Source organism: Nocardiopsis sp. KDC1DS13DA1 (genome assembly GCF_055632325.1).
This window is the reverse complement of the sequence record NZ_JBVMUY010000067.1, coordinates 25838-48736: the sequence shown is the minus strand read 5'-3', so window position 1 is coordinate 48736 and position 22899 is coordinate 25838. Positions and strand designations below refer to the sequence as shown.

The following is a 22899-nucleotide window of genomic DNA, read 5'->3' as shown; positions in this document are numbered from 1 at the left end:
ACGCTAGCGTGGGGTGATGACCGGGGGGCGGGGCGCGGATTGATCCGGGGGCGGACGCACCGCGCTCGAACCCCCCGCGTCCTGTCGGTGGGTGGGGCGCCCCGGAACGGGCGCCCCACCGTGGGATGGGTCAGCGGACGGGCCCGTACTCGGCGGCCAACTCGGCCAGCAGCGTTTCACGCTCCGGTGTCAATGCATGGCGCACAGCGATGAACGCTCCCCAGGTGGAGGCATCCCACGTGTCACCGTCGCGGCCGTTGTAGGCCAGGGTCCACACAATCCGGTGTGTGCGGTCCACCCGCAGCTCATCGGGCAGCCCCGCGCGAAACAGCGGCCGTTCCTGGTAGGGGACCGGCTCGGCCTCCTCCGGGGTCGGGCCGGTGATCGGGCGCGGGCACACCGCCCCCAACGCCTCGTCCGGGATCCGCCAGGACAACAGGGCGCGCGTGCGCGCGGCCAGCTCGTGGCGCCGCCGCCGGTCGGCCTCGCGTGCCAGGATCGGCGCGGCCTCCTCGGCGGTGGCCGGGCGCACGGTGGCGGTGTAGACGTATCCGGTATCGGCACCGGCGCCGAAGCTCATCCCGTCCTCGGCGTAGTACCGGGAGTCGGTTTCCACCGGCACGACGATCCCGCTCACCCACTCCTGCCGGTCCACCCACCCGCCGGGCACCTGCTCGGGCGTGAACGCCCCGTCCCCGGTGGGCGGCCAGGACAGCCGTTCGGCCACCCCCACTCGGTAGGGGCCCGCCTCCACCTCCGACTCGCCACCCGACCCGCGAGACACCCGCATCGTCGGCGTGCCCGGCTCGACCGTCACGCGCTCGCGCCGCCCCGCGCGCCCGAAGTGCCCGCTGCCCAGACTCCGCCCCCGGGGCCGGTGGTTGGGCTTGACGAACTCGTGTTCGCGGTAGGCGTCCCACGCCTCTTCCTTGGTGGTGAAGCGCCCCGTGGCACCGTCGGACACGTCGATGTCGTCGTAGTCGCCCCCGGCCCACCCTCCGGCCCCGGACACCTCCACGTCCCACTGGGTGGTCGTGGTGCTATCCGACAGGTGCAGCGTCACCTCGTACAGGTAGGCGCGGCCGCGCCCCCACCCCAGCCCCTTGGACGTGACCTCGGCCCGTTCGGTACGGACCACGTCCAGGTCTTTGATGCGTTCGGCCTCGGCCGCCCGCGCCGCCGCCTCCGCGGCCTCCTTGGCGGCCTTCTTGGCCGCGCGGCGCTCACGGTCACGCTGGCGCCGTTTCTCGCGCTTGGTCTCCTCGGCGCGCTCGCGCTCGCGCTGGGCGCGGATCTGGGCGGCGCGTTCGGCCTGCTCGGACTGGTAGTCCTCGAACGACCGGACGGGGGTGGTGGTGCATTCCAGGCTGGCCCGGTGGCGGGTGGTCCAGGTGCCGGGCTCCCCGCCTCGGACGGCGACCTGTTCGGCCTCGCGCGCCAGCACGCTCACCCCGCACAGCGCGCACTGGGCGCCGTCGCGGGCGCTGCGGGTGGGGCAGGCGTCGTCGTCGTGCTCGAACCTGGTGTTCTCGTGCCACCCGGCCAGCCAGCCGCGGCGGGCCTTGACCATCTGCCCGCACCAGTGGCATTCGACGTCGCGGCTGTTGCGGCCCCGCCGGTCGGTGGTGGCCACCACGGGCGCGGCGGCCACCTGCGCGTCCAACGCGGCCAGGGCGGCGCGCAGCTGCTTGAGGGTGGTGGCACCCCACGCCCCGGTCATGGTCTTGTAGCTGCGCCGCCAGACCTCGACCAGGGCACCGGGGGCGCCCTCCTCGACCCTGTACAGGGTCAGAGTGGGGGCGTGCACCGGCACCTCGCGGTCGCGGTACCGGTCCACGGTCCAGCCGGTGGTGGCCTTGTCCACGGCCAACACCAGGGTCCCGGCCGCCAACTCCGCGGCCGTGCCCGGGGCGAGGAACGCGCCCTGGACCATGGCGCCCTTGGTCTCGGTCTCGTCCAGGCCGGTGAGGGTCTTGCGCCAGGCGGCGCGGGGGTGGATCCCCTCGGGCACGTCGGGGACGGTGACCGTCACCGACGGGGGAGTGCTCTGGGTGCTCATATACTCGTTCTCCTGTGATCCGTGCGCTGCGTGTACGTGGTCACCAGGGCTCGGCCGGGTGCGACCACACCCGCCGGGCCCGCCTCATTTCTCAGTCGGCCACCGTGTCCTCCTCCTCGCTCGCGTGCGGGCCGTCATCGACCGCCGGGGGCGGGTCGACCCGCAGCACCCCCCCGGCGTAGGCGTAGGTGCCCACCGGGATCGGACGCCCGTCCTGGTCGGTGAGCTGCTCGCCGTCAAACCGCAGCTCGTCGGCCTCCAACACGGGATGCCCCTCCTCCAGCACGCGGGCGTGCTCGGCCGAGACCAGCACGGCGACGTCTGCGCTGCGGCTGGTGACGATGGCCTGGGGGCCCTGGTCCTCGGCCAACTGCCGCACGCGCGCCAACTGCCGGCGGGCCTCCTCCACGGGCCACGACCCGCTCAGGGCCAGTCCGGCCCGGAGCACGTCGCGCGTCGATACCAGGGCGCCCCCGGGGTGTCCGTCACTGGTGAAGGTCAGGCGCGTGCCGGTACTCGATACCTGGGTGACGAACTCGCCCAACTTGGGGCGCAGCCGTCGAATGGGCACCGGGTCGGTGGACATACCCCTCCTCGTTCCTTACACGGGTGTAAGTTCACGATCTACCTTACACGCGTGTAAGCATCTGAGGGTGGGGTTCCACAAAAATCTCCGGGGAACCTGGTCTCGGCTCCCCCGAAGCCAGGGCGAAGGGCAAAGTGACCGTCAAAGGCGCCGACCTCCCCCGCCGAGACAACCTCGGCGGGGGAGGGTCCTCATGTCAGGAGATCAGGGAGTCCGTGAATTTGAACGCGGCAGCCCACGCGGCCGCTGCCGCAAGGACATCTTCGGCGGGGTGGTATCCAGCCACCCACAGCAGTACGGCGGTGACTCCAGCACACACGGTCGCGGCCAGAACCACCATGGCGGTGCGGGCGGGCACCGACGAGCGGTCGGGATCAGTGGTCATGCGGGTCCTTCCTGGTCGTTCTCCATGTGGTGGCGGCCGCCGTGGAACACGCTAGGCCGCATGGAGATCGCCCGGACCCACAAAAATCTCACTCTCTGCAACAGATTCGGCCAGCCAGAAGAAGACAGTGAGCCATAAACAGGGCAATTCGAGTGCGAGATAGGCGCTTTCCCAACTCCCGAACACCGAACTTCATGGAAACCCGACGCCGAGCGACCAGCTGTTATCTCGGAGCGTGACGAAAACGGGTCATTCGTCGGCCGTCGGGGCATCGACCGCCGCGCCCCTGTCGGCGTCAGTCGGCAGCTCATATTGTTGTGTGGTGGCGGGGCAAGAGTGCCCCATGAGTTCGGCGACGGTCCAGATATCCGTTTTCCCGCTTCTGACGAGCTGGGTTCCGAAAGTGTGCCGCAGAACGTGGGGGCCGAAGGGCTCGCCATGGTCGTCAGATTCGAGCCCGGCCGCCCTGCCCAGTACGGCGATAATTGTGCTGGCCGTGCGGGTGGAGAGTCGGGTGCCACGAACATTTCGGAAAACCGGTCCGCTCTCAGGCCGACCCGCCTCCTCTAACAGGGCCTCCAGGGTGGCGCGGAGGGTGGATTGCATGGGAACCACACGGTCCTTGCCGTTGCGTCCCTTGCCACGCACATCCACCCTGCGCGCGGTGATGCGCACGTCTTCGACGTCCAGGGCGACGATCTCGGAGACGCGCAGGCCCGCGTAGTAGGCCAAGTGGCAGATCGCCCGGTCGCGCACCGCGGCATCGCGCTCCACGATGCGCAGGAAACGGGTGAGCTGGCGCTCGTCCAAAACGCGCGGTGCGGTGCGCCGTGTAGCGTCCTCCCGGTCCACCCGGGGCCTGCCCAACCCGCGCAGCAGGAAGAAGCATTCGATGGCGGCGAGCCGGTTGTTGATGGTGGCGGGGGTGAGCCGGGTGCCGCGGTCGGTGCGCACGGTCTTCAGGTAGGCGAGGTAGTCCCTGACTGCCCGGTCGCGAGCGTCGGTCCCAGTGAAGGGGTCGCTGTCGGGCGCTCCGGGGTCGCGGGCTTCGGCGAGCCAGGACAAAAAGCGAGCGACGTTGCGGGCGTATTTGTCGCGCGTGGCAGCACGGAGGCGAGTTCGGCGCTGCATCCCTTTAACGAAGGCGACCTGCTCGGCGTTAAGGTCGGTCGGAAGTGCGGGGGTACGGGCCGACCACCCCAGCCTTTTCTTTTCAGAGGCCGCACGGGAAGTGTTCTCTGTTATAGAGGCCGCGTTTTCAGAAGCCATGCCAGTATTATATTGCTAGAAATGTTTGCCTTCAGAAACATGACACCTGCTGGCGCAGGTCAGCGCCCCGCGACACGATAACGCACCACACCCGGCAGTCGGCGTAGGCTCGACGCCATGACCCACGCCCCCGACACCCCCGGCGTCCTGGTGCCCACGGCCGGGCAGATCACCGCCCACGACGGCCCAAACCACTCCGGTCCCGGTCTGGTCGATCGGATCCGCGCCGCGTGGCTACTCGCGCAGACCTCCGCGCACACCCGCGCCGCCTACGCCCGGGACCTGGACATGTGGGCCGGGTTCCTCGACGGCCTGGGCGTGGACGTGCTGGCGGCGCGACGCACGCACGTGGACGCCTGGGCGCGCGTGCGGGAGGCGTCCCGCGACTCGGCGGCCACGCTCGCCCGGCGCCTGGCCGCCGTCTCGGCGTTCTACGCCTTCGCGGCCGCCTACGTGGACGAACACGCCCTGGCCGTGGACGTGACCAACCCTGCGGCCCTGGTACGGCGGCCGCGACAGGATGCCGGGTCGAGTACGCGGGCGCTCACCGCGCAGGAGTACGCGCACCTGCTGGAAGCGGCCGCCGACGAACCACCGGCGTGGGGGGCGCGCGACGCCGCGGTGGTGGCCATGCTCGGCCTGGGGGGCTTCCGAGTCTCGACCCTGACCGGGATGGACGTGTCCGACCTGGGGGTCCAGGGCGCGCACCGCACGATCTCCTACCGGGTCAAGGGCGGACGTCGCAAGACCGCGCCGATCTCACCGGTGACCCTGGTGTACCTGAACTCCCACCTGGACGCGCGCCGGGAGCTGGGCACGTTCCTGCCCGGGGAGCCGCTGATCCTGTCGAACAGTGGGGGCAGGTTGGACCGCCACCAGGTGAACCGGCTACTGGTCCGGTGCGCGCGCCGCGCGGGCCTGGCCGATCCGGACGGAATCCACGCGCACGTGCTGCGGGCCACGTACATGACGGTGGGGGAGGAGGCGGGGATCTCGTTGCGCGACCTCCAGCAGGGCGCGGACCACCAGGACCCGCGCACCACGGAGGGTTACATCAAGCGGGGCCAACGGCTGGACCAGGCGCCCACCTACCGGCTGGCGAACCACATCCTGGGGAGCCGGTGAGCGGCGAGCTGCTCAGGCAGACCTGAGACCAGGCACCCCCACAGGACGTCGGATCACACCAGGACCCGCGCGTTCGCGCCCGTGCGGACGTTCTGACGTGGACACTCACAGCAGATATGTACACAAAAAACGGCGTGGTGGGAGAACTGACCACCGCAGCGGGCTTTACGTCGTAGATTCACCATGAGGTGGCGCAGGAGTGGCGGCCCCTCATGGTCCAGGGTAGCCGTGTCCGTCCTCGGGGTGGGGCCGGTTCGTCGGACTTCTGGATTCGCGTTGCCGTGGCCGTTACGGTGATCGGGTGAACGTCGATGTTGCCGAAGATGTGCGGGACCTGGTGCCCGCCGAGGAACTCCAAACGCTGCTGGACGCCTTCGCCTTCGAGTGTGTGGAGTGCGGACGGCGGGGGTCGACGCAGGACGCCCCGACCTCGGTCGTGGTGCGCCGTGACGGCCGATTGACCGTGGCCGGGCTCGCGCACACGGCGTGCTCGCCCTCACGGGTGCGCGAGGTGGCGTCGGGGTCGCTCCAGGTCCGGGCGGATACGGACATGGTCGCGCAGGCGATCGTCATTCCCGGGCTGGACGTCAACCGGCCGGCCATCGTGTGCGAGGTGCCCGGGGTGCGGGCCCTGGTCGTAGGCGGGGGTGATCTGCTGATGCCGGGGCTGCGCAGATTGGGGCTGCGTCCGGTGTCCAAGATCGCCGCCACGCCTGCGGCGCTGGAGGGTTGGCGGGTACGCCTGCCCGATGAGACCAGGGCCTCCATCAGCGCCCCGGGCTCTCCGGGGCTCTACAGCGGGCCGCTGCTCCAGCCTGCGCAGTGGCACGCGATGGTCCGGAACTCCCTGGGGGTGGTCGCGCTGCTGGTCGGCGTGGGTCTGGAGCTGTCGGCCGACCGGGAGCCGGGCGCGCTGCTGCGGGCCCTGCATCAGGCGGCGCGGCGCGGGGAGCTGGTGGGCGGCACGGTACCGGTCACCGGGTGAGGGCCAGGACGTGACGGCGGCCCCCCCGGGGGTGAACTCCTCGGGGGCCGCCGTCGCGGGGGGTCTACCCGGGGTAGGGGTCGGACGCCTCCCACAGGTCGGCGAACTGGGCCCGGTAGGCGGCCATGATCTCGCCCGGTTCGCCGGGTGGGGTGTAGGCGCCGGTGGGGCCCTCCACCATCACGCCGTCCGCGCCGTGCAGGATCTGGAACCCGTTGGGGTGCGCCGGGACGCACCCGGGGAGCACACGCAGCTCGATGTGGTTCAGACGTGACAGGTCGGCGAACTGGGCCCACTGGCGCGACATCGCGGCCTCCGGCAGGATCGGCCGTTCGATCCCGGCGCGGGTGGGGGATGGTGCGCAAGATCGAGACGCGGACCATGCGGTCGGCCACGGCCTGGGCGGCCTCGTCGTGGGTGTAGGTCGTCACGGCTGTCAGGATGGCGGCCGCGTACTCGGCGGTCTGCATGTAGCCGGGGACGGCGGATGGACACCAGTGGTCGACGGGCCCGGCGCCCTCCTGGCTCCCCAGTTCTCGCTGGCTGGGCAGCATGCTCATGGCCAGTGTGCGGCGGGTGGTGTCGGTCGTGGTCATCGTCGTTTTTCTCCTTGTCGGGTTGTGCAACGTAGCGGCCCCCGAGTGAGGGGGCTCAGGGGCCGCTGGTCCGGCCACACCACACCGGTGGGCCTGGGCCGCCCCTGGCAGATGGGGCGGCGGTCCGTGCCCGGGACGTGGCGGGCACGGGTCGGGTGGTCACATGGTGATGTAGGGCCTCACCAGGGCGGAGGGCGGTTCGGTCTCGGCCTCGTGGATACGGAGGCGCAGCTTCTCGGGGGAGGGGGCGCGCACGGTGAGACCGGCGCGGGTGGCGACGTAGTCGGTGCGGCCGGTCGGGCTCGGCAGTGCGTACGCCGCCCATCCGTGGTGGTCGTGCTCGATGAGGTCGACGTGGGGGTCGTGGAGGCGACGGCGCGCCTGCAACGGGATCGAAGGGTGTGGGGGTGGTGCGGGGTCGTGGGCGTGGTTGGCGGTGGCGGGCCGCACGGCTGCGGCCGCCAGACACAGGACCAGGTCGGGCAGACTCATCGGGGTCCGCCCTTGTACGTGAATCGGACCTGCACGGACACCGTGCCGTCGGTGTTGAGCGACCAGTCCCACCTGGTGCTGAGCGCCTCGACCAAGCGCAGCCCCAAACCTGTGGGCTCCTCGCCGGGGGCAGTGTCGCACAGGCGCGGGTACGCGGTGTCCTGCCCGGGGCGGGGGCCGTCGTCGGTGACCCGCAACAGGTAGTGGTCGTGTGTGGTGATCAGCTCGATGACGACGCGGCCGCCCGTTTGACCGGATCGGGTGTGCTTGAACGCGTTGGTGGTCAGCTCGCTCGCGGCCAGGGCCACGTCCTGGGACAGGCTTGGGGTGGCGCGGGTCGCGTGGGTGGCCCATCGTCGTACTGGGCCGAGGTTGGTGGGCTCGCACCCGATGACGATGCCGGTGTGGGTGGGCGAACAGGTGGCCAGACGGCGGGGCCGCCCTGACAGCGGCGCCGGTCCTGTGCGGTGGGACATCGGCTCTCCTGGTGGTCGGATCGCACCCGATGACAGGTGAATGCCATAGAGTGCCGTAGCTCCACCATGCACAGCACCTCGGCGTGCGGCTACGAATAGGCGATTACTCAGCCACAATTCCGGCATGCCGTGGCCTAGACATGGCATATGCCTGTCATACTCATGGCATGGCACGGCAGAAGAATGTGGTTGATGATCTCGCTCTGTCCCGATTCGCCGAGGAACTCAAGTCGCGACGCGTTGAGGCTGGCCTGAGCCAGACCGAGCTGGGCGAACTCGCGGGCTACTCCCGCCAAGCCGTCGGCGAGGTCGAACGGCTCCGGCAACCCCCCACACGGAAGCTGGCGGAGAAGCTGGATGAGGCCCTGGAAGCACGCGGCGAACTGCTGGGACTGTTCCCCCGGCGCGGGGTCCCTGAGCGCAGCCGGTTGCTGGCCGGGTACGTGCCCCTGGAGCGCCAGGCGGCCGCGCTCGACCAGTTCCACGCGCAGGTCGTGCCCGCGCTGCTCCAGACCGAGGACTACGCGCGGGCGGACCTGGCCGGGACCGTGCCGCCCCAACCCGCGCCGGTGCTGGATGAGTGGCTCAGCACGCGGATGGAACGCCAACGGGTCCAGCGGGACCGGCCGTTGGCGGCGCAGTTCGTCGTGGATGAGGGGGCCCTCCGGCGGCAGATCGGCGGCTCTGCGGTGATGGGCGCGCAGTACGCCCACGTACTGGAGCGGACGGACGATCCGTTCATAACGGTGCAGGTGCTACCGTTCGCAGCCGGTGCGCATCCCGCGCAGCACGGGGCCTGCACGCTCCTGCACCTGGACGGGCCGCCCGCCGAGTCCGTGCTATATGTCGAGACGATGGCCGGCAGCCAGATCGTGGCCGACCCTGCCGTGGTCGCGCAGGCCGCGCGGCGGTTCGCCGCCCTGCGGGGGATCGCTCTCTCACCGGCGGTCAGCCGGGATTTCATCCGAGCACTATCAGAAGGACACGCATGAGCAGCATTCCCGTCCCGCCCAATGAGGCTTTCCGTAAGTCCTCCTACTCCTCTCAGGGCGGCGAGTGCGTGGAGGTGGCTCAGACCGGGCCCCATGCCTACCTGCGCGACACCAAGCACCGTCAGGACCTGTGCCTGTCGGTCTCCGCGCAGGAGATGGTGGCCTTCCTCCACGCGGCCCCCTCCTCATAACCCACAGCACCCGCGCGTCACTGGTCCAGGGTGGACCTCTCACCCCTTGGGGCCGGGCCACCAGATGCACGGGCCCGGCCTCCTCGCATGTCTACAGGCGGTACGCGACATCCGGCACCACCGGAGGAGGCCGGGGCGCACTAGTCAGGGAAACAGTGGAGGCTGCGGTGGGCCAGTCGCAGAAGGTGGGCTCACCGGGGTTGGAGGAGTTTGAGGTGCGCGCCGATCCCCAAGGGGTGACTGTGACTGCCGGACACGATGCGTTGACTTGGCCCAATCCACATCAGAGGATCTTGTGCTCCCTGCGACAACCAGAGAACCGCTGTGCCCCTGGAAACGGGGCTCTACAGTGGCCGTGTGGCTGAATCGTCTCCACCGCCCGCCCTCACTGCTCCGACCGCCATGAGCATTGCCGCTACGACGGCACACCACCTGCGGTGGGACGCCACCGCGGCACGTCTGTTGGGCCCTATCGCTGAGAACGCGACCGTGCTGCTCCCCCGCCGTCGGGTGGTCCTGCGTATCACCGCCGCCCCACACCATGAACGGGCCGTGAGAGAGTTGCGCCTGGCCCGCTGGCTACAGGAACACGAGGTTCCCGTCATACGGCCAGTCGACATCGACCAGCCCCTGCGGCCTGAGTGGGGTGAGGCGCGGTGGATCGTCTCGGTCTGGGAGGAGATCCCTGATCCGCGCCCCGCACACACCAGGGTGATCGGGGAAGCCCTGCGCCACCTTCACCAGTTGAGCGAACCGCCCAACGTGGAACTGCCAGTCCTCGATCCTTTCGATGGGATCGACGACTACCTCAGGCAGGCGCACCTGGAACCTCACGAAGCGTTTTTTCTCCACAACCGACTGGACCAGCTACGCGGCGCCTACACAGACCTCGAGTTCGCACTCCTCCGGGGGCCTGTCCACGGTGATGCGCACAGGAAGAACATCGTCCAGGATGCTGACGGCAGGCCCGTGCTGTTGGATCTGGAGCGGTTCAGCAGCGGGGCACGCGAGTGGGACCTCGTGGTCGCCGCTGTCTATGAACGCTTGGGCTGGTACACGTCCGACGACTACGCGGCCTTCACCCGTGCCTACGGGTGGGACGTGCGCGACTGGGAGGGGTTCTCCACGTTGGCCGCGGTGCGGGAGTTGCGAATGACGGCGTGGCTGTGCGCGCGCACCGGACGCGAGCCACGTCTGCTTCCGGAAGCGCGTCGACGGATCGCTTCCCTGAGGGATCCCGATAGTCCTCGCGTCTGGACGCCGGGGACCTGACGTCAATGCGCTGCGGAGGGCAAGCTGGCGACGCGGTCCTGGATGTCGCGCACTGACGGTTCCTGGGCGTAGGGGCGTAGGCGTTTCTGGAAGCGCGCGAGGTACTCCTTCACGCGTGCTGAGCGCAGCGGTCCGGCTTCTTCGATCACGTGTGTGGCTGTTGCGCATGCCTCGTCTACGGCGACGCTCCGGGGGCCGAGAAGGTGGGCGTTGGCGTGGATGAGGCCGGCGAAGGCACGGCTGCGGCGGAAGGTGGTGGGGGCGAGGCGGACCGATTGTTGCGCGTGCTCGATGGCCAGGGCGCTCTTGCCGAGGTCGTGGAAGCAGTGCGCGAGCTCGTCGGAGAGTTCGGAGGCGTCGAAGTAGGCCATCCAGGTGGGTTCGTTGTCAGAGTTGATGCGCTCGAACGTGTGCTCCATCTCGGACAGGGCAGCGGTGCAGGCGCGCTCGTCGCCGAGCGAGGCGAGGGCTCGGGCTTCCATCGCGGCGAGCATGGCCTGAATCGCGGGTGTGGCGTGGCTTTGGGCGCCGACCTTGGCGGTACGTGCGAAGTCCAGCGCTGATCGGTACTCACCGAGGAAGTTGGCTTGGTGGCTCAGGAGCGCGAGCGTTTTGGCTCCGAGGAGGCGGTCTCCTGCCAGGTGGGCGAGATTGAGCCCGAGGAGGAAGTAGCGTCTGCCCAGCGCGTGGTTGCCGGAGTCGTAGGCCATCGCACCGACCTTGGCGGAGAACCGGGCGCTGGCGCTGAACAGGCTCGTACCCACCTGTGGCGTGTAGCGGCCGTGCAGGAGCGGTGCGACTTCGCTGGACAAGTATTGGACGGCCGCGGTGCGGGCGTGGCCTCCGCCGAACTCGTGGTCGAGTTGCTCGAACAAGTCACAGGCACGGTTGATGGCGTGGACGTCGTTCGCGCTGACGTTGATCTGTCCGTGGGGGGCGGCTTCGATGATGGCCGGGGGTGCCAGGAGCCAGCGCAGGAGCGGGGTGCTCAGCTGGGTTTCGGAGGTGACCAGCCAGCAGTCCGGGGTGGCGGCGGCCAGATCAGCTGCCCATAGGCGTTGGGCTATACGAACGGCGTCGTTTTGGGACTCGATGAACAGTTCTGGCTCGGCTGCTGGCACGGCGGCGGGGGTGGATGGCGGGGTTGAGCGGGGCTGCGGAGTGGGTTCCGTGTCCGGGGTGTGCGGGGCTCCCAGGTCGGTAAGAAGACGGCGGACTCGGGTCTCCTCAGGAGTCAGGCGTCCCGACTCGATCCGACTGATGGTGCTTTGCGACAGCCCGGTCATGCGGCCGATGCTCTCCTGGGTGAGGGAGTGGACGCTGCCACGCAGGAGCCGGATGATCTTGACGGCGTCGAGTGTTCTGACGGCGTCTTGCATCTCTGGCATTCGCCACACCCATGCGGGAATGCACGCGCAGGCATCGGGGGAAGCCTCGCGCATACGGCCACACACCACACAGGACACCGGCTCTGAGGTTTCGATCATGTCCTCCCCAACCCATGCGAACAGGGCGCTTCTCCGATTGTGGCAGGACTCTGGGAAATACACGGGAGAATAGGCGACGTCGTTCCCTGAGGCCATCCTGGGCAGTTGTGCGCGGTCAGATGTAGGACCTGCCTGAGGTAGGTGGGTGCAGTTCAGGCGACGGCGAGGGCGGTGGCCAGTTCGTCCATGCTGTGGATGATCAGGTCGCTGCCCAGCGGTAGGAAACGCGCGGTCTTTCCTGGTTTGTTGGCGTACCCGGCCGCCATCGCTCCTACCGCGTGCGCGGCTTCGATGTCGGTGGTCGAGTCCCCGACCATCAGACAGTGCCGGGCCTTGGTGTTGATGTCCCTCAGGGCCAGCTCCAGCAGATGGGGGTGTGGTTTCATCAGGCGGGGTGAGGTTTTGTCTCGGCCGTGGATCCCCACCACGAGGTGATCCAACCGGTGCCGGGTGAGGAAGTCGGCCACCGCTTCGGCTGAATTGTTGCTCACCACGACCACGGGTCGGTGCGTCCGACGGCACGACTCCAACAGGGCCACGACTCCTGTTTCCGGTTCGGCCTGGCCGACCGAGGTGACCTCCGCCCGGGTCAGGAACTCCTCCATCTGCGCGTGGAGGTCCGGCGCGATCCGGTACAGCTGCCTCAGGACTTGCATGGGGTCGGTCTGCTGGGTGAGCTCCTCGGGGATGCTGGCCCCGGACCGGGAGGCGTGGGTGAGCATGTCCGCGGCGACCGTCGGGGCGGGGTAGCCAGCGAAGGCGCTGCACACGGGCCCGTCGAAGTCCAGCAGAATCGCCCGGGCCCGGGCGAGGAGTTGGGGTTGGCTCACTCTGTACGCTCCTGGGCGATCGAGGTCCAGACGCTGTCGAACCAGGCCTGAGCTTGGGCGACGTACTGCGACCCCACGGACTGGGGGTTGTCGTCGGCCGTGTGGTGGAAGAGCAGGCTGTCGCGCCCCATGAGGTCGTGGATCTCCACGGTCTGGCCGGCGAGCGGCACCAGGTTCGCCTTCACGGGGTAGAACCCGAAGAACGCCTCGGCCGCGTTGATGAGATAGATCTTGAACATGGGGGCGATCGGGTACACGCGGGTGTGCACCGTGGCGGTGGGGACCAGCCCCCTGTGTTGGAGTTCGTGGACGACGTCCTCGATGCCCTGGGTGTAGCGGAGCATGATGCGGCGCATCCTCTCCCGGGCGTGGGGGTCGTCCTGGCCGGTGTCGGTACGGGCTGGGAGCCCACGCGGCTGGGTCAGGTCCGGCACCAGGATACGGATGCGGATGCTGCGTGGTGCCATGCGGCGCTCGCGAACCCGGTCGAGGGGTTCCCCGAGCGCTGCGTGCAGGGTCTCGCTGCTGAACCCGGCGAAGTCGATGGTGACTTCCTCGGCCGCGAACGCCCTCTCGATGTGGGGGCGCAACCCCACGGGGCGGGAGAAGAACTCCTGCCCGATCTGGGATGAGGCACTCCGCTGCATCGAGGCGTGGGGCAACGCGTCCTGGCGGGCCGGTGGGGCTTCAACCTCGGCCTGCGGGGCCAAGGCCGCGTGTGAACGCGTCACCGCGCCGCCCTCTGCCCCGGGGGCCGCGGGGGGCGGTTCCTGACCGTGCCCCATGGGTGACATCGGTGCGTTCAGCTCCTGGAACACCTTCAGGGAGCGCTCCAGGCCCAGGGCACGTCCGGATTCGATACGGCTGACGGTGCTCTGCGACAGGCCGACCATGGACGCCACACTCATCTGGTCCAGGCCGCGCGCGCGGCGCCGCAGCAGACGAATCACTTCGGCCGCGTCATAGCCAGACAACGCGGACACCACCTCCGAATCCTCCCAAAACCCTGGTGGGATGCAGGAGCAGGTGGGAGATTCCCCAGAACGGTAACGTCCACAGTTTCTGCAGGTCATGGCCGTTATCTTCACTGCTTTCTTCGGACTGGGGGCGGGATATGCGTCGGGCATGCGCGATATCCACGACGGTATATGCACGCGTGCATAAAGAATAGTCCGGGGTGCATGGACTTATGCAAACGCGGTCGTGACAGTAGGGGCCATGTCCTCCTCTCCACACCTGGGTGGGGTGCCACACGCGAACGACGTGACGCGGATCGTGGTCGACCTCGCCCACCGTTTCGACGACATCACCGGCATCGTGGTGTTCTCCCATGACGGTCTGCTGCGCGTCTTCGCTCCGCCCCTGTCCTTGCAGGAGGCCGAGCGGTGGGCCGCTCTGCTCAACCAGCTGGTGGCCCTGGCGCGGCGGGCCGACACCGTGTTGGACCGCGGCGGTGTCGACAGCACACTGGTGCGGGTGTCGGCTCAGCACGCGGTGCTGGTCCAGCCGGTCACCGAGGCCACCGACATCGGGGTCCTGGCCCAAGGAGCGGCCCCCCTGGCCCAGATCGCGCACGCCAGCGCCCAGGCCGCTGCCCGGCTGCGTCCGTTGCTCCCCCGTGAGGTGTCCCGACGGATCGGGGCTCCCCTGCAGGCGGCGGTCGCATGAGCACCACACCCCTGACCTCGACGCCCCGCGCCAGCACCCCCGTCCAGACCAGCACGCACCCCAGCACGTGCGTCATGGTGCACAGCCTGATCGCCGCCCGGCCCGGCAGCCCCCGCCCCGTCGGCACCTCCGTCTTGCACGAGCGGGTCTTCGACCTGTGCCACCGCACCGGGCGCCGCGTCTTCGTCGGTGAGATCGCCAGCCAGCTGGGCACCTCTCCCGCCCTGGCCAGTGTCGCGGTCAGCGACCTGATCCGGGACGGCCACCTGGTGCTGCACCACCCCAAGCACCACCGGACCACGGCCCGAGGGCGCGCCCACGTCGAGCGGCTCCTGTCCCACCTACGTGATCACCCGCCCGTGCACGCCGACACCGTCAAGGTCGTGGTGATCGGCGAACAGGGACACGGGGTCACCACGTTCCTGTCGCACATGGGCGCCACCGACCCGATCGACGCGGCCCCCACCCCTGAGGGGCCCGGCCGCACCCTGGAATGCACCCTGGGCACGATCGACGTCGACCTGTACCTGGCCGTGCTCGGTGTGCACGGCACCGACCATCTGCAGGCGCAGTGGCCCGACGTCATGCGCGACGCCGACGGCGTGATCGTCCTGGTGCGCTCCGACCACCTGGCCCAGGCCCAGGACACCGCGTGGATGCTCCACTCCCACGGGCAGGTGCCGTACCTGGTCGCGGTGAATCTGGTCGACGAGAGCGCCGATCCCACCGCCGATGAGGTGCGCTCCACCTTGCACCTGGCGGCCCAGACCCCAGTGGTGATGGTGGACGCCCGCGAGGCGATGTCCGTGACCACCGCGATCGCTGATCTGTGCACGTGGGTGCTCAAGCAGGAGGAGGGCCGATGACGCGCATCGGGATCGCCGGGTCCGGGCAGGCCGGGCTGGCCACGGCCACCGGCCTGCTGGAGCTGGGCGTGGACGTGGACGTGTTCACCCCCCACACCACCGAGGAGCTGATGGGGGACGCCGCGCGCCTGACCCAGCTGACCTTCCCCAGCGTGGGCGCCATCGAACGCCGGGCGGGGCTGGACTTTTGGCCCACCGAAGCCCCGGTGTTCTCCTCCATCGAACTCACCATGGCCTCCGGGCAGGCGCCACCGAGCTCGTTCACCGCGCACCTGCGCGGCCCGAACGGGTTGACCCGCTACGGCACGGCGATAGACCACCGTGCCAAGACCGCGGCCTGGCTGCAGGCGGTCGAGAACAAGGGCGGCCGACCCCGCATCCAGACGGTGACGCCCAACGAACTCGCGTGGTTCGCCACCAGCGGGATGTACGACCTGTTCATCGTCGCCACCGGCGACCGCGACGACAAGCTCGCCCCCCTGTTCGCCCACAACCCCACCCGCTCGACCGGCGCCGCACGCCGCATCGTGATCCAGGCCCACTTCGAGGGCTCCCTGCCTGAGGGCGCGGACGTGCGGGTGGTCACCACCCCCTTCGGTGAGGTGTTCGCCTACCCGGTCCTGACCGCCAACGGCTCCCCCACCAACCCCGGGGTGTACCCGGCCACGTGTGTGCAGATCTTCGCCCGCCCCGGCGGACCGTTGGACCCGCGGTTGATGATCTCGGGCCGCGACCACGCCCGCGTGCTCTGGGAGGGCGACGAGAGCGGCCCCTCCCCGGCCGAGCGGGCGCTGGCCCGGTTCGCGCCCGACATCGCCGCCTGGTGCGCCACCACCGCACGGGTGCCGCGGTCCGAACTACTGCGCCCGGTCCTACCCGCGGTGCGTCAGGCCGTCACCACCATCAAGGGCACCCCCGTGGTGGGGATCGGTGACGCCGTCCTGACCGTGGATCCGACCTCCGCCCAGGGCGCCCACGCCTCCACGCTGGTCGCCGCCACCATCGTCGATCAGATCCGACAGTGCCTGCACCAGCAGCGGCGCCTCGCCGACACACACTTCCTCCAGACCACGCATGACCAGTTCTGGCACACCCATGGCCAGCACACGGGCGTGTTCGGCGAGCTGGTCAACGACTTCTGGGGCGGCAGCCTCGACCCGGCCGTGGCCGCCCAGTTCGCCCGCGCCGCGACCGAGCCCGCCATCGCGGACCGTATCGCCACCGGATGGGACAACCCGGCGACCTTCCAGGAATGGCTCCTGCCCACCTGAACCACACCCACCCCTGACCCCGCACTCGACCGGCCACCGCCGAAGTGAGGTACCCCCATGCCTGAACACCCCCCGACCAACACCCCTCCCGCCCCGGCTCCGGGCATCTACACCCGGCTGATCATGAGCACCGTGTACCCGGTCTGGGTACACGGGATCTGCCACCCGCTGGCCTGGGGCGTCTCCAACGCGTGGTTGCGGCGCTCCTACCGCACATGGCCCGGCCAGGTCCACCTGACCATCGGCCCCGGCAACGGCCGCTTTCTGCGCCACCTCAGCCCCGGCGTGCGGGTGCTGCACCTGATGGACTTCGCCGAAAACTGCCTGAGCATGGGGGAGCGGGCCGCGCGCCGCCGCGCGCTCACCCCGCAGATCCACTTCCAGGACGTGCTGGAGCGGTGGCGGGACCTGCCCGATGCCAGCGTGGACAGCATCGACTGCGTCATGGTCATGCACTGCCTGCCCGGCACCGGCCTCGCCGAGAAGGCGTCCCTGTTCGCCGAGGCCCACCGGGTTCTGCGCCCTGGTGGGGTGTTCTTCGGCGCCACCATCCTCGCCTCGGGGCCGGGGGTGCGGGTCAACGGATTCGCCCGGCGGCTCATGGCCGCCTACATCGCCAAGGGCTGGTTCGACAACCGAGGCGACACCGCCACCGGGCTCGAGCGTGAGCTGCGGACCCACTTTTCCGACGCGGATATCAGCGTGCAGGGCTGTACGGGTGTGTGGACGGCGGTGAAGCGATGACCTCGAACACGAGCCCGGTCCCGGTGGCGGTGGCGGTGGTGGGAATGTCCTGCCGCCTGCCCGGCAACATCACCACCCCCACCGAGTTCTGGCACGCGCTCCTCCAGGGGCGGGATCTGGTCACCGACCACTCCCTGGACCACCCCCGCGCCGACATCCTGCCCGCCGCCCTCCTGGACGCGGCCGACCAGCGCTTGGACACCGCCCACTTCGGTGTCTCGCCCACCGAGGTTGAGGCGATGGATCCCCAGCAGCGGATGCTGCTGGAGCTGGTCGACGAAGCCTTCCAGAACGCCGGCATCGCCCTGGCGGACTGGCGGGGGCGCCGGGTCGGGGTGTGGGTCGGCTCGTCCTGCCTGGACCAGGCGCTGCTGCGGTTGGGGCCGGGGCAGGGCGGCACGATGGTCGACACCGCGGGCGCCATCCCGAGCATGCTCGCCAACCGCGTCTCCCGCCACCGGCTGATGGACTGGCGGGGTCCCTCGGAGACGATCGACACCGCCTGCTCAGCGTCCCTGGTGGCGGTGCACCGTGCCCGCCAGGCTCTGGTGGGCGGCGAGGTCGACCTCGCCGTCGTCGGCGGCACCAACCTGCTGGCCCTGGACACCCACACCCGCATGTTCCGTGCGTCCCGGGTCCTGTCCGAGCGGGGACGCACCCGCCCGTTCGACACCAACGCCGATGGGTTCGTGCGCGGCGAGGGCGGCGGCGTCGTGGTGTTGCAGCGCGCCGAGGACGCCGACGCGGCGGGTGTGCCGGTGCGGGCCCTGCTGGTGGGCAGCCAGACCGGCTCGGACGGGTACGGCACCCCCATCGGCGCACCCTCGGTGGAGGGCCAGCGCGCCCTGCTGGAGTGGACCTACGCCCGTACCCCGGTGGATCCGTCCGGGGTGGACTACCTGGAGGCGCACGGCACCGGGACCCGCGCGGGGGACGCCGCGGAGTCGCGCGCCGCGGGCCGGTTCCTGGCCCGCGGCCGGGCAGCGGACACTCCGCTGCTGGTGGGGTCGGTCAAGTCCAACCTGGGGCATCTGGAGGGCGCGGCCGGGATCATCGCCCTGATCAAAACGGTCCTGGCTCTGGAGCACCGGGTGGTGCCGCCGACCCTGCACCACCAAGATCCTTTGCCGATCCTGGCCCGGTTGGGGTTGCAGGTGCCCACCCAGGCCCGCCCCTGGCCCCGCACCGGACGCCCGCCCGTGGCGGCGGTGCAGGCGTTCGGGTTCGGCGGCACCAACGCCCACGTCGTCCTCCAAGCCCCACCCTCCGCAGCCGCCGACGGCGCGTCCGACGATGAGGGCGTCGCTGAGCACCTGGTGCCGGTGTCTGCGTCCAGCCCCCAGGCGCTGCGGGCCACCGCCGCCCGGTGGGCGAGCGCCGTCGAGGAGCAGGATCTGGCGTTGGTGTCGGCCACTGCCGCGCACCGGCGTGACCACCACCGCGGGGCCCGCGCCGCCGTCGTGGCCACCACCCCGGCCCAGGCCGCCCAGGCGTTGGAGGCCGCCAGCGAGCACCGCACGGACCTGGCGCTGGTGGGGCCGCGCGTGCCCGCCCCGGGCCGCCCCCGGGTGGTGCTCGTCTACCCGGGGCACGGCGCCCACCCCCGTGAGAGTGGGGATCTGGCCGAGACGGAGCCGGTGTTCGCCGCCGCGCTGGCGCGCACCCACCAGGCGCTGGCCGCCCACCAACACCACCCCCTCAACGCCGCTGGTGGGGGGTTGGATGTGGTCCAGCCCGCCCAGTGGGCGTGGCAGGTCGCCGCCACCGCCCTGCTGGCCTCATGGGGCATCACCCCCGACGTGGTGGTCGGCCACTCGTTGGGGGAGGTCGCCGCCGCGACCGCCGCGGGCGCGTTGGACATCGACGACGCCGCCCGGGTGGTGGTGGAGCGCAGCCGCCTGCTCGCCGGCACTGCCCCTTCTGGGGGGTTGCTGGCCACAGCGTTGCGCACCGACCAGGCCCAGGCCGTCACCGTCGATCACCCCCGGGTGGGGATCGCCGCGATCAACGCCACCACCTCCACCGTGCTGTCCGGGCCCCACGCCGACCTGGAGGCGATCGCCGCCCGGCTGGGCGCTGACCGGGTGTGGTGTCGGCGGGTGGACGGTGCGCCGCCCGCGCACAGCCCCCTGATGGGCCAGGCCGCCCAGAGTCTGCCCGCACGGCTGGACGGGTTGAGGGTCAGGCCGGGGTCGGTGGCGCTGTGGTCCACCGTGACCGGCGACCGGGTGCCCGGAACGGACCTGGCCCCCGACTACTGGGGGCGGCAGTTGCGCGCCACGGTGCGCCTGCACCGGGTGATGCGCTCCCTGGCCGAAGCCGACCAGCCGATCGTGGTGGTGGAGGTCGGCGCCCGCTCCGTGCTGGCCGCCGCGCTCGCCCACACCCTGAGCGGCGCCCACGGGCGTTACGAGGTCGACCCGCCGCTGGTGTCGCTGGGGCTCACCGGGGACGCCGAGCGCGCCGACGCCCTGGCCGCCCTGGCGGGTCTGTACACGTTCGGGGCCGATCCCGCCTGGCCGATCGGGCGCAGCGCGGCGGTGGAGTTGCCGGTGCGGGCCTGGACCCACACCACCCCCACCACAAGCCCCGCACCCGCCACCGCTGTGCTGGCGCACTGCTCACCCGAGCAGGCCCGCGCCCTCATCGGCGAGCACGTGCGTGCGCTGGTGGCACAGATGGCACCCACCGACAGCGGCCCGGCCGGAGTGGAGGTCCACCGCGACCTGGCCGCGCTGGGGCTGAAGTCCCTGGCCCTGGCGCACCTGCACCACCAGCTGCTGCGCCGCCTGCCCGACCTGGCCGGGATGCCGGCCGTGACCACCCTGGGCGCCCAAACCCCGGCGGACCTGATCGAGGCGACCACCCAGTACTGGAACCGCTCTTGCGAGCCGGTGTCCACCACCTGAGGACAAGACGATGACCACCTGGCACCAGCGCACACACGTCCTGGACGACGTGGCGATCATCGGTATGAGCTGCCACCTCCCCGGGGGGACCACCACTCTGGGCGGGCTGTGGCGGCACCTCACCGACGCCGCGTTCGCCCCGCACGGGGGCGACGGTGCGCCCGCGGATGTGCTGGGCGTGGTCGACGCAGCCCTGGACGACGCCGGCGTGGATCCGCTCACGCTGGGTGGGGTGCGCGTGAGTGTGACGCTGGCCGGCCCCGCCTCCTGCGCGGACCCGGTGGCCCACCGGGTCGCCGCCCGCCTGTACCAACCCCGTGGTACCGCGTCCGTGCACGCCGACGCGTTGGGTGCGCTGCACCGCGCACACCATCAGGTGCGCCACGGTGAGGCCCACACCGGGCTGGTCATCGCCCACCACCCGGCCGGGGGTGCGGCCGCGGTGGTGGTGACGTCGGCCGCCGCCGCCCGCACCCACCGGTACCGCGCCTGGGCGCTCCTTCGCTCCCTCCTGACCCGGCCCGTCCGCCTACCCGACACCGCGGTCCAGGGTCTGCTCGACCTGGCCTTGGCCCGCGCGGGCCGGGGCCGGGCCGACCTGGTCCACCTCCACTCAACAGGCACCGGCCGCGACGACCTGGGCGGGATCGGGGCGCCGGTGCACACCCTGGACCACCTCGGCGCACGCGAACCCACCAGCGGCCTGGCCGCGGTGATGGCCAGCGCCCTGATGCTCCACCACACCCACCCGGTCACCGACAGCCCCGCCGCGGTGGCCGCGGTCCACGAGAGCACGCGTGAGAGCACCGGCCTGGTGCTGCTGACCGCACCTCCCGCCCTGCTGTGCCCGGCCGCCGCGCCAGAGCCCTGGCCCGAGGTCGTACTCATCTCGGCCCCCACCCGATCCGACCTGGTCGCGACCGCACGGGACTGGGCCGACCGCGCCCCCGCCCTGGGCAATGTGAGCGCTGTCGCCAACGCCGCTAAGCACACCGCACATCACCGGGTGCGGGCGGCGGTGGCCGCCCGCGACCTCGGCGGTCTCATCCAGGCCCTGCGCTCTGTCCAAGACGATGCCCCCAACGCTGACGTGATCGAACCCCACGTGATACCCGCTATCCCCGCCCCTGTGGTGTTCGCCTTCGCCAACGCCCCCCACACCGTGTTGGCCCCCTCCACGGCCCTGATGCGCCTGGACGCCTACGCCCGCGGCCTGGCCCGTGCCCGCCAGGCCCTGGCGGCGCTGGGCGTCACCCCCGGCATCTGGCAACCAGGCACCCCCCTGACAGGGGAAGACGCCCGCCAAGCGACCTTCGCGCACCAGGTGGCGTTGAGTGACCTGCTCGCCTGGCACGGAGTCCGGCCCGACCACACCCTCGGCTACGGGGTCGGACGCGCCAGCGCCGCTTACGCCCTGGGGGACCTGTCCCTGGACCAGGCCGCCCGCGCGCTCGGTGACACTCCCCTGGACGAGCCCCGGGATCCGGTGGTCGACGACCGGGCGGTGGTCGTGGAGGTGGGCCCCTACCCCATGCTGGCCCGCCACCTGGTCGATGCCGGGATCGCCCGGCACGCCAGCATCGTCACCTGCGACCCGGTGAGTGTGGCCCACACCCTCGGCGAGCTGTACGCCCTGGGCCACCTCCACGCCCCCACTCCCGCCCCCGCTGCGGTACCGGCCGATACGGACCTGGCACGCCCGACTGACGTGGCGGAGACCGCGGGCGGGGGCGAGGCGCTCACCGCCACGCGCAACCAGACCGCCGCGTTCCTGCTCCGTCTCCTGCGGCGCATCACCCACCTGGAAGTCGGCGTCGGCTTGGCGGTGACCTGGGGCGAGCTGGAGCTGACCGACCGACAGCTGATCCGCGTGGTCGGCCACCTCAGGCAGGTCCCGGCGTGGGCGCACCTGACCACCGCCGACCTGCACCCCGACCAGTCACTGGCCCGCTGCGCCGAACAGCTGACCGCTCTGCTCACCCCGGTGGAGGCCATCCGATGAGCCACCCGACCGGGCGCCGACCGTCCACTGCGGCGCCCTGGTGTCCCCGCCCCGTCCAATGCCCTGGGGCGGGGACACCACCCCACCCGTTCGACGCACGCCACGACGACCCGCTGACCCCTGCTCCGCCCCGCCCCCTCTCCCCGTGTGTCCGGGGCGGAGCAGGCCCCCACACCCCGGAGAGGAGATCGGCCATGCCCCTACCCCCGACGCCTGTTCCGCCGCTGCCGTGCGAGGAGGAACCGGAGGCGTTCTACGTCGCGGGCGTCGCTCAGCACCAGGCCGCGGCACGGTGCCGTCCCTGCCCCCAGTGGGCGGAGTGCTTGGCCGAGGCGTTGGACGAGCGCATCCAGTTCGGGGTCTGGGGCGGCATGACCGAACGCCAGCGGCGCGCCCTGCTGCGCAACCACCCCGACGTGTCCAGCTGGCGCGACGTGCTGACCCAGGCCTGTCAGGACAACCCGGGCCTGCGTGCCCCCGGTGAGAGGAGCCGCGCATGAGCGGGGAGTCGTTCCGCCGCCCTACCGCACCACCACCCCTCCCCCGTCGCAGACCCGGCCGTGGAGCCGGGCCCATGACGCCGACCAGTACGCCACGGCCGCTGCCCTGCAAGCAGACCACCACCCCCGGTGGTGGGTGCTCTGGGGGCCGCATTCACGCCGGTTCTGGGCCTTCTACCTGGGTGAGGAGGCCG

Annotated in this window: 22 protein-coding genes and 1 pseudogene; 12 read left to right on the top strand and 11 right to left on the bottom strand. The window is 70.9% G+C overall.

The features are described from left to right. Window positions 1-130: 130 nt before the first annotated feature. The 4 genes from ACTVAJ_RS29560 to ACTVAJ_RS29545 all read right to left on the bottom strand — a co-directional run bounded on the left by ACTVAJ_RS29560 (window position 131) and on the right by ACTVAJ_RS29545 (window position 4299). Window positions 131-2059 (bottom strand): hypothetical protein, encoded by a 1929-nt coding sequence (locus tag ACTVAJ_RS29560; RefSeq protein WP_470391590.1) that lies wholly within the window; start codon window positions 2057-2059, stop codon window positions 131-133. Window positions 2060-2150: 91 nt separating this feature from the next. Beyond that, a complete protein-coding gene (locus ACTVAJ_RS29555; RefSeq protein WP_470391589.1) occupies window positions 2151-2645 on the bottom strand; it encodes a type II toxin-antitoxin system prevent-host-death family antitoxin in 495 nt (164 codons plus the stop codon). A 196-nt stretch (window positions 2646-2841) separates the two neighbouring features. Beyond that, window positions 2842-3030: a hypothetical protein gene (locus ACTVAJ_RS29550; protein ID WP_470391588.1), complete on the bottom strand. Its 189-nt coding sequence runs from the start codon at window positions 3028-3030 to the stop codon at window positions 2842-2844. Window positions 3031-3279: 249 nt separating this feature from the next. Continuing rightward, on the bottom strand, window positions 3280-4299 hold the full coding sequence (locus ACTVAJ_RS29545; protein WP_470391587.1) for a tyrosine-type recombinase/integrase: 1020 nt from the start codon (window positions 4297-4299) through the stop codon (window positions 3280-3282). Window positions 4300-4416: 117 nt separating this feature from the next. Here ACTVAJ_RS29545 and ACTVAJ_RS29540 point away from each other — a divergent pair, with 117 nt between their 5' ends. After that, window positions 4417-5424: a tyrosine-type recombinase/integrase gene (locus ACTVAJ_RS29540; protein WP_470391586.1), complete on the top strand. Its 1008-nt coding sequence runs from the start codon at window positions 4417-4419 to the stop codon at window positions 5422-5424. 301 nt (window positions 5425-5725) lie between these two features. Beyond that, entirely contained in the window at window positions 5726-6409 is a 684-nt protein-coding gene (locus tag ACTVAJ_RS29535; protein ID WP_470391585.1) for a hypothetical protein, read from the top strand. 64 nt (window positions 6410-6473) lie between these two features. Here the strand turns inward: ACTVAJ_RS29535 and ACTVAJ_RS29530 are convergent, their stop codons facing one another. The 4 genes and pseudogenes from ACTVAJ_RS29530 to ACTVAJ_RS29515 form a co-directional block, all read right to left on the bottom strand. Further along, window positions 6474-6734, bottom strand: coding sequence for a hypothetical protein (locus ACTVAJ_RS29530; RefSeq protein WP_470391712.1), 261 nt, complete (start codon window positions 6732-6734; stop codon window positions 6474-6476). Window positions 6735-6771: 37 nt separating this feature from the next. Next, window positions 6772-6963 (bottom strand): annotated as a pseudogene (locus ACTVAJ_RS29525) (Scr1 family TA system antitoxin-like transcriptional regulator); the annotation flags it as partial. Window positions 6964-7164: 201 nt separating this feature from the next. After that, window positions 7165-7497, bottom strand: coding sequence for a hypothetical protein (locus ACTVAJ_RS29520; protein ID WP_470391584.1), 333 nt, complete (start codon window positions 7495-7497; stop codon window positions 7165-7167). Continuing rightward, window positions 7494-7973, bottom strand: coding sequence for an ATP-binding protein (locus ACTVAJ_RS29515; protein WP_470391583.1), 480 nt, complete (start codon window positions 7971-7973; stop codon window positions 7494-7496). The genes ACTVAJ_RS29520 and ACTVAJ_RS29515 overlap by 4 nt, the downstream gene beginning before the upstream one ends. A 167-nt stretch (window positions 7974-8140) precedes the next feature. On the opposite strand from ACTVAJ_RS29515, the gene ACTVAJ_RS29510 reads away from it, so the two are divergent. From ACTVAJ_RS29510 to ACTVAJ_RS29500, 3 genes are all read left to right on the top strand, one after another. Then, window positions 8141-8965, top strand: a complete 825-nt coding sequence (locus tag ACTVAJ_RS29510) for a helix-turn-helix domain-containing protein (protein ID WP_470391582.1) — start codon at window positions 8141-8143, stop codon at window positions 8963-8965. Then, window positions 8962-9156, top strand: a complete 195-nt coding sequence (locus ACTVAJ_RS29505) for a DUF397 domain-containing protein (protein WP_470391581.1) — start codon at window positions 8962-8964, stop codon at window positions 9154-9156. The genes ACTVAJ_RS29510 and ACTVAJ_RS29505 overlap by 4 nt, the downstream gene beginning before the upstream one ends. Window positions 9157-9558: 402 nt before the next feature. After that, window positions 9559-10428 (top strand): phosphotransferase enzyme family protein, encoded by an 870-nt coding sequence (locus tag ACTVAJ_RS29500; RefSeq protein ID WP_470391580.1) that lies wholly within the window; start codon window positions 9559-9561, stop codon window positions 10426-10428. Between the two features lie 2 nt (window positions 10429-10430). Here ACTVAJ_RS29500 and ACTVAJ_RS29495 read toward each other — a convergent pair whose 3' ends face one another. The 3 genes from ACTVAJ_RS29495 to ACTVAJ_RS29485 all read right to left on the bottom strand — a co-directional run bounded on the left by ACTVAJ_RS29495 (window position 10431) and on the right by ACTVAJ_RS29485 (window position 13719). Then, window positions 10431-11915: a helix-turn-helix domain-containing protein gene (locus ACTVAJ_RS29495; RefSeq protein WP_470391579.1), complete on the bottom strand. Its 1485-nt coding sequence runs from the start codon at window positions 11913-11915 to the stop codon at window positions 10431-10433. A gap of 152 nt (window positions 11916-12067) precedes the next feature. Beyond that, the gene (locus ACTVAJ_RS29490; protein WP_470391578.1) at window positions 12068-12745 is read right to left on the bottom strand and encodes an HAD family hydrolase; all 678 of its coding nucleotides are present in this window, start codon (window positions 12743-12745) and stop codon (window positions 12068-12070) included. After that, window positions 12742-13719 carry a helix-turn-helix domain-containing protein gene (locus ACTVAJ_RS29485; protein ID WP_470391577.1) on the bottom strand — a complete coding sequence of 326 codons (978 nt, stop codon included), beginning with the start codon at window positions 13717-13719 and terminating at the stop codon, window positions 12742-12744. The genes ACTVAJ_RS29490 and ACTVAJ_RS29485 overlap by 4 nt, the downstream gene beginning before the upstream one ends. 244 nt (window positions 13720-13963) lie before the next feature. Between ACTVAJ_RS29485 and ACTVAJ_RS29480 the strand changes: the two genes are divergently transcribed. From ACTVAJ_RS29480 to ACTVAJ_RS29450, 7 genes are all read left to right on the top strand, one after another. Further along, window positions 13964-14413, top strand: a complete 450-nt coding sequence (locus ACTVAJ_RS29480) for a roadblock/LC7 domain-containing protein (RefSeq protein ID WP_470391576.1) — start codon at window positions 13964-13966, stop codon at window positions 14411-14413. Next, complete coding sequence (locus ACTVAJ_RS29475) at window positions 14410-15279, top strand: DUF742 domain-containing protein (RefSeq protein ID WP_470391575.1); 870 nt, start codon at window positions 14410-14412, stop codon at window positions 15277-15279. Before ACTVAJ_RS29480 ends, ACTVAJ_RS29475 begins: the two co-directional genes overlap by 4 nt. Next, window positions 15276-16550 carry a hypothetical protein gene (locus ACTVAJ_RS29470; RefSeq protein ID WP_470391574.1) on the top strand — a complete coding sequence of 425 codons (1275 nt, stop codon included), beginning with the start codon at window positions 15276-15278 and terminating at the stop codon, window positions 16548-16550. Before ACTVAJ_RS29475 ends, ACTVAJ_RS29470 begins: the two co-directional genes overlap by 4 nt. Window positions 16551-16607: 57 nt before the next feature. Next, complete coding sequence (locus ACTVAJ_RS29465; RefSeq protein ID WP_470391573.1) at window positions 16608-17294, top strand: class I SAM-dependent methyltransferase; 687 nt, start codon at window positions 16608-16610, stop codon at window positions 17292-17294. Further along, window positions 17291-20203, top strand: a complete 2913-nt coding sequence (locus ACTVAJ_RS29460; protein WP_470391572.1) for a beta-ketoacyl synthase N-terminal-like domain-containing protein — start codon at window positions 17291-17293, stop codon at window positions 20201-20203. The genes ACTVAJ_RS29465 and ACTVAJ_RS29460 overlap by 4 nt, the downstream gene beginning before the upstream one ends. A 10-nt stretch (window positions 20204-20213) precedes the next feature. Then, complete coding sequence (locus ACTVAJ_RS29455) at window positions 20214-22205, top strand: hypothetical protein (protein WP_470391571.1); 1992 nt, start codon at window positions 20214-20216, stop codon at window positions 22203-22205. A gap of 194 nt (window positions 22206-22399) precedes the next feature. Next, a complete protein-coding gene (locus ACTVAJ_RS29450; RefSeq protein ID WP_470391570.1) occupies window positions 22400-22705 on the top strand; it encodes a WhiB family transcriptional regulator in 306 nt (101 codons plus the stop codon). The last annotated feature ends 194 nt before the right edge of the window (window positions 22706-22899 follow it).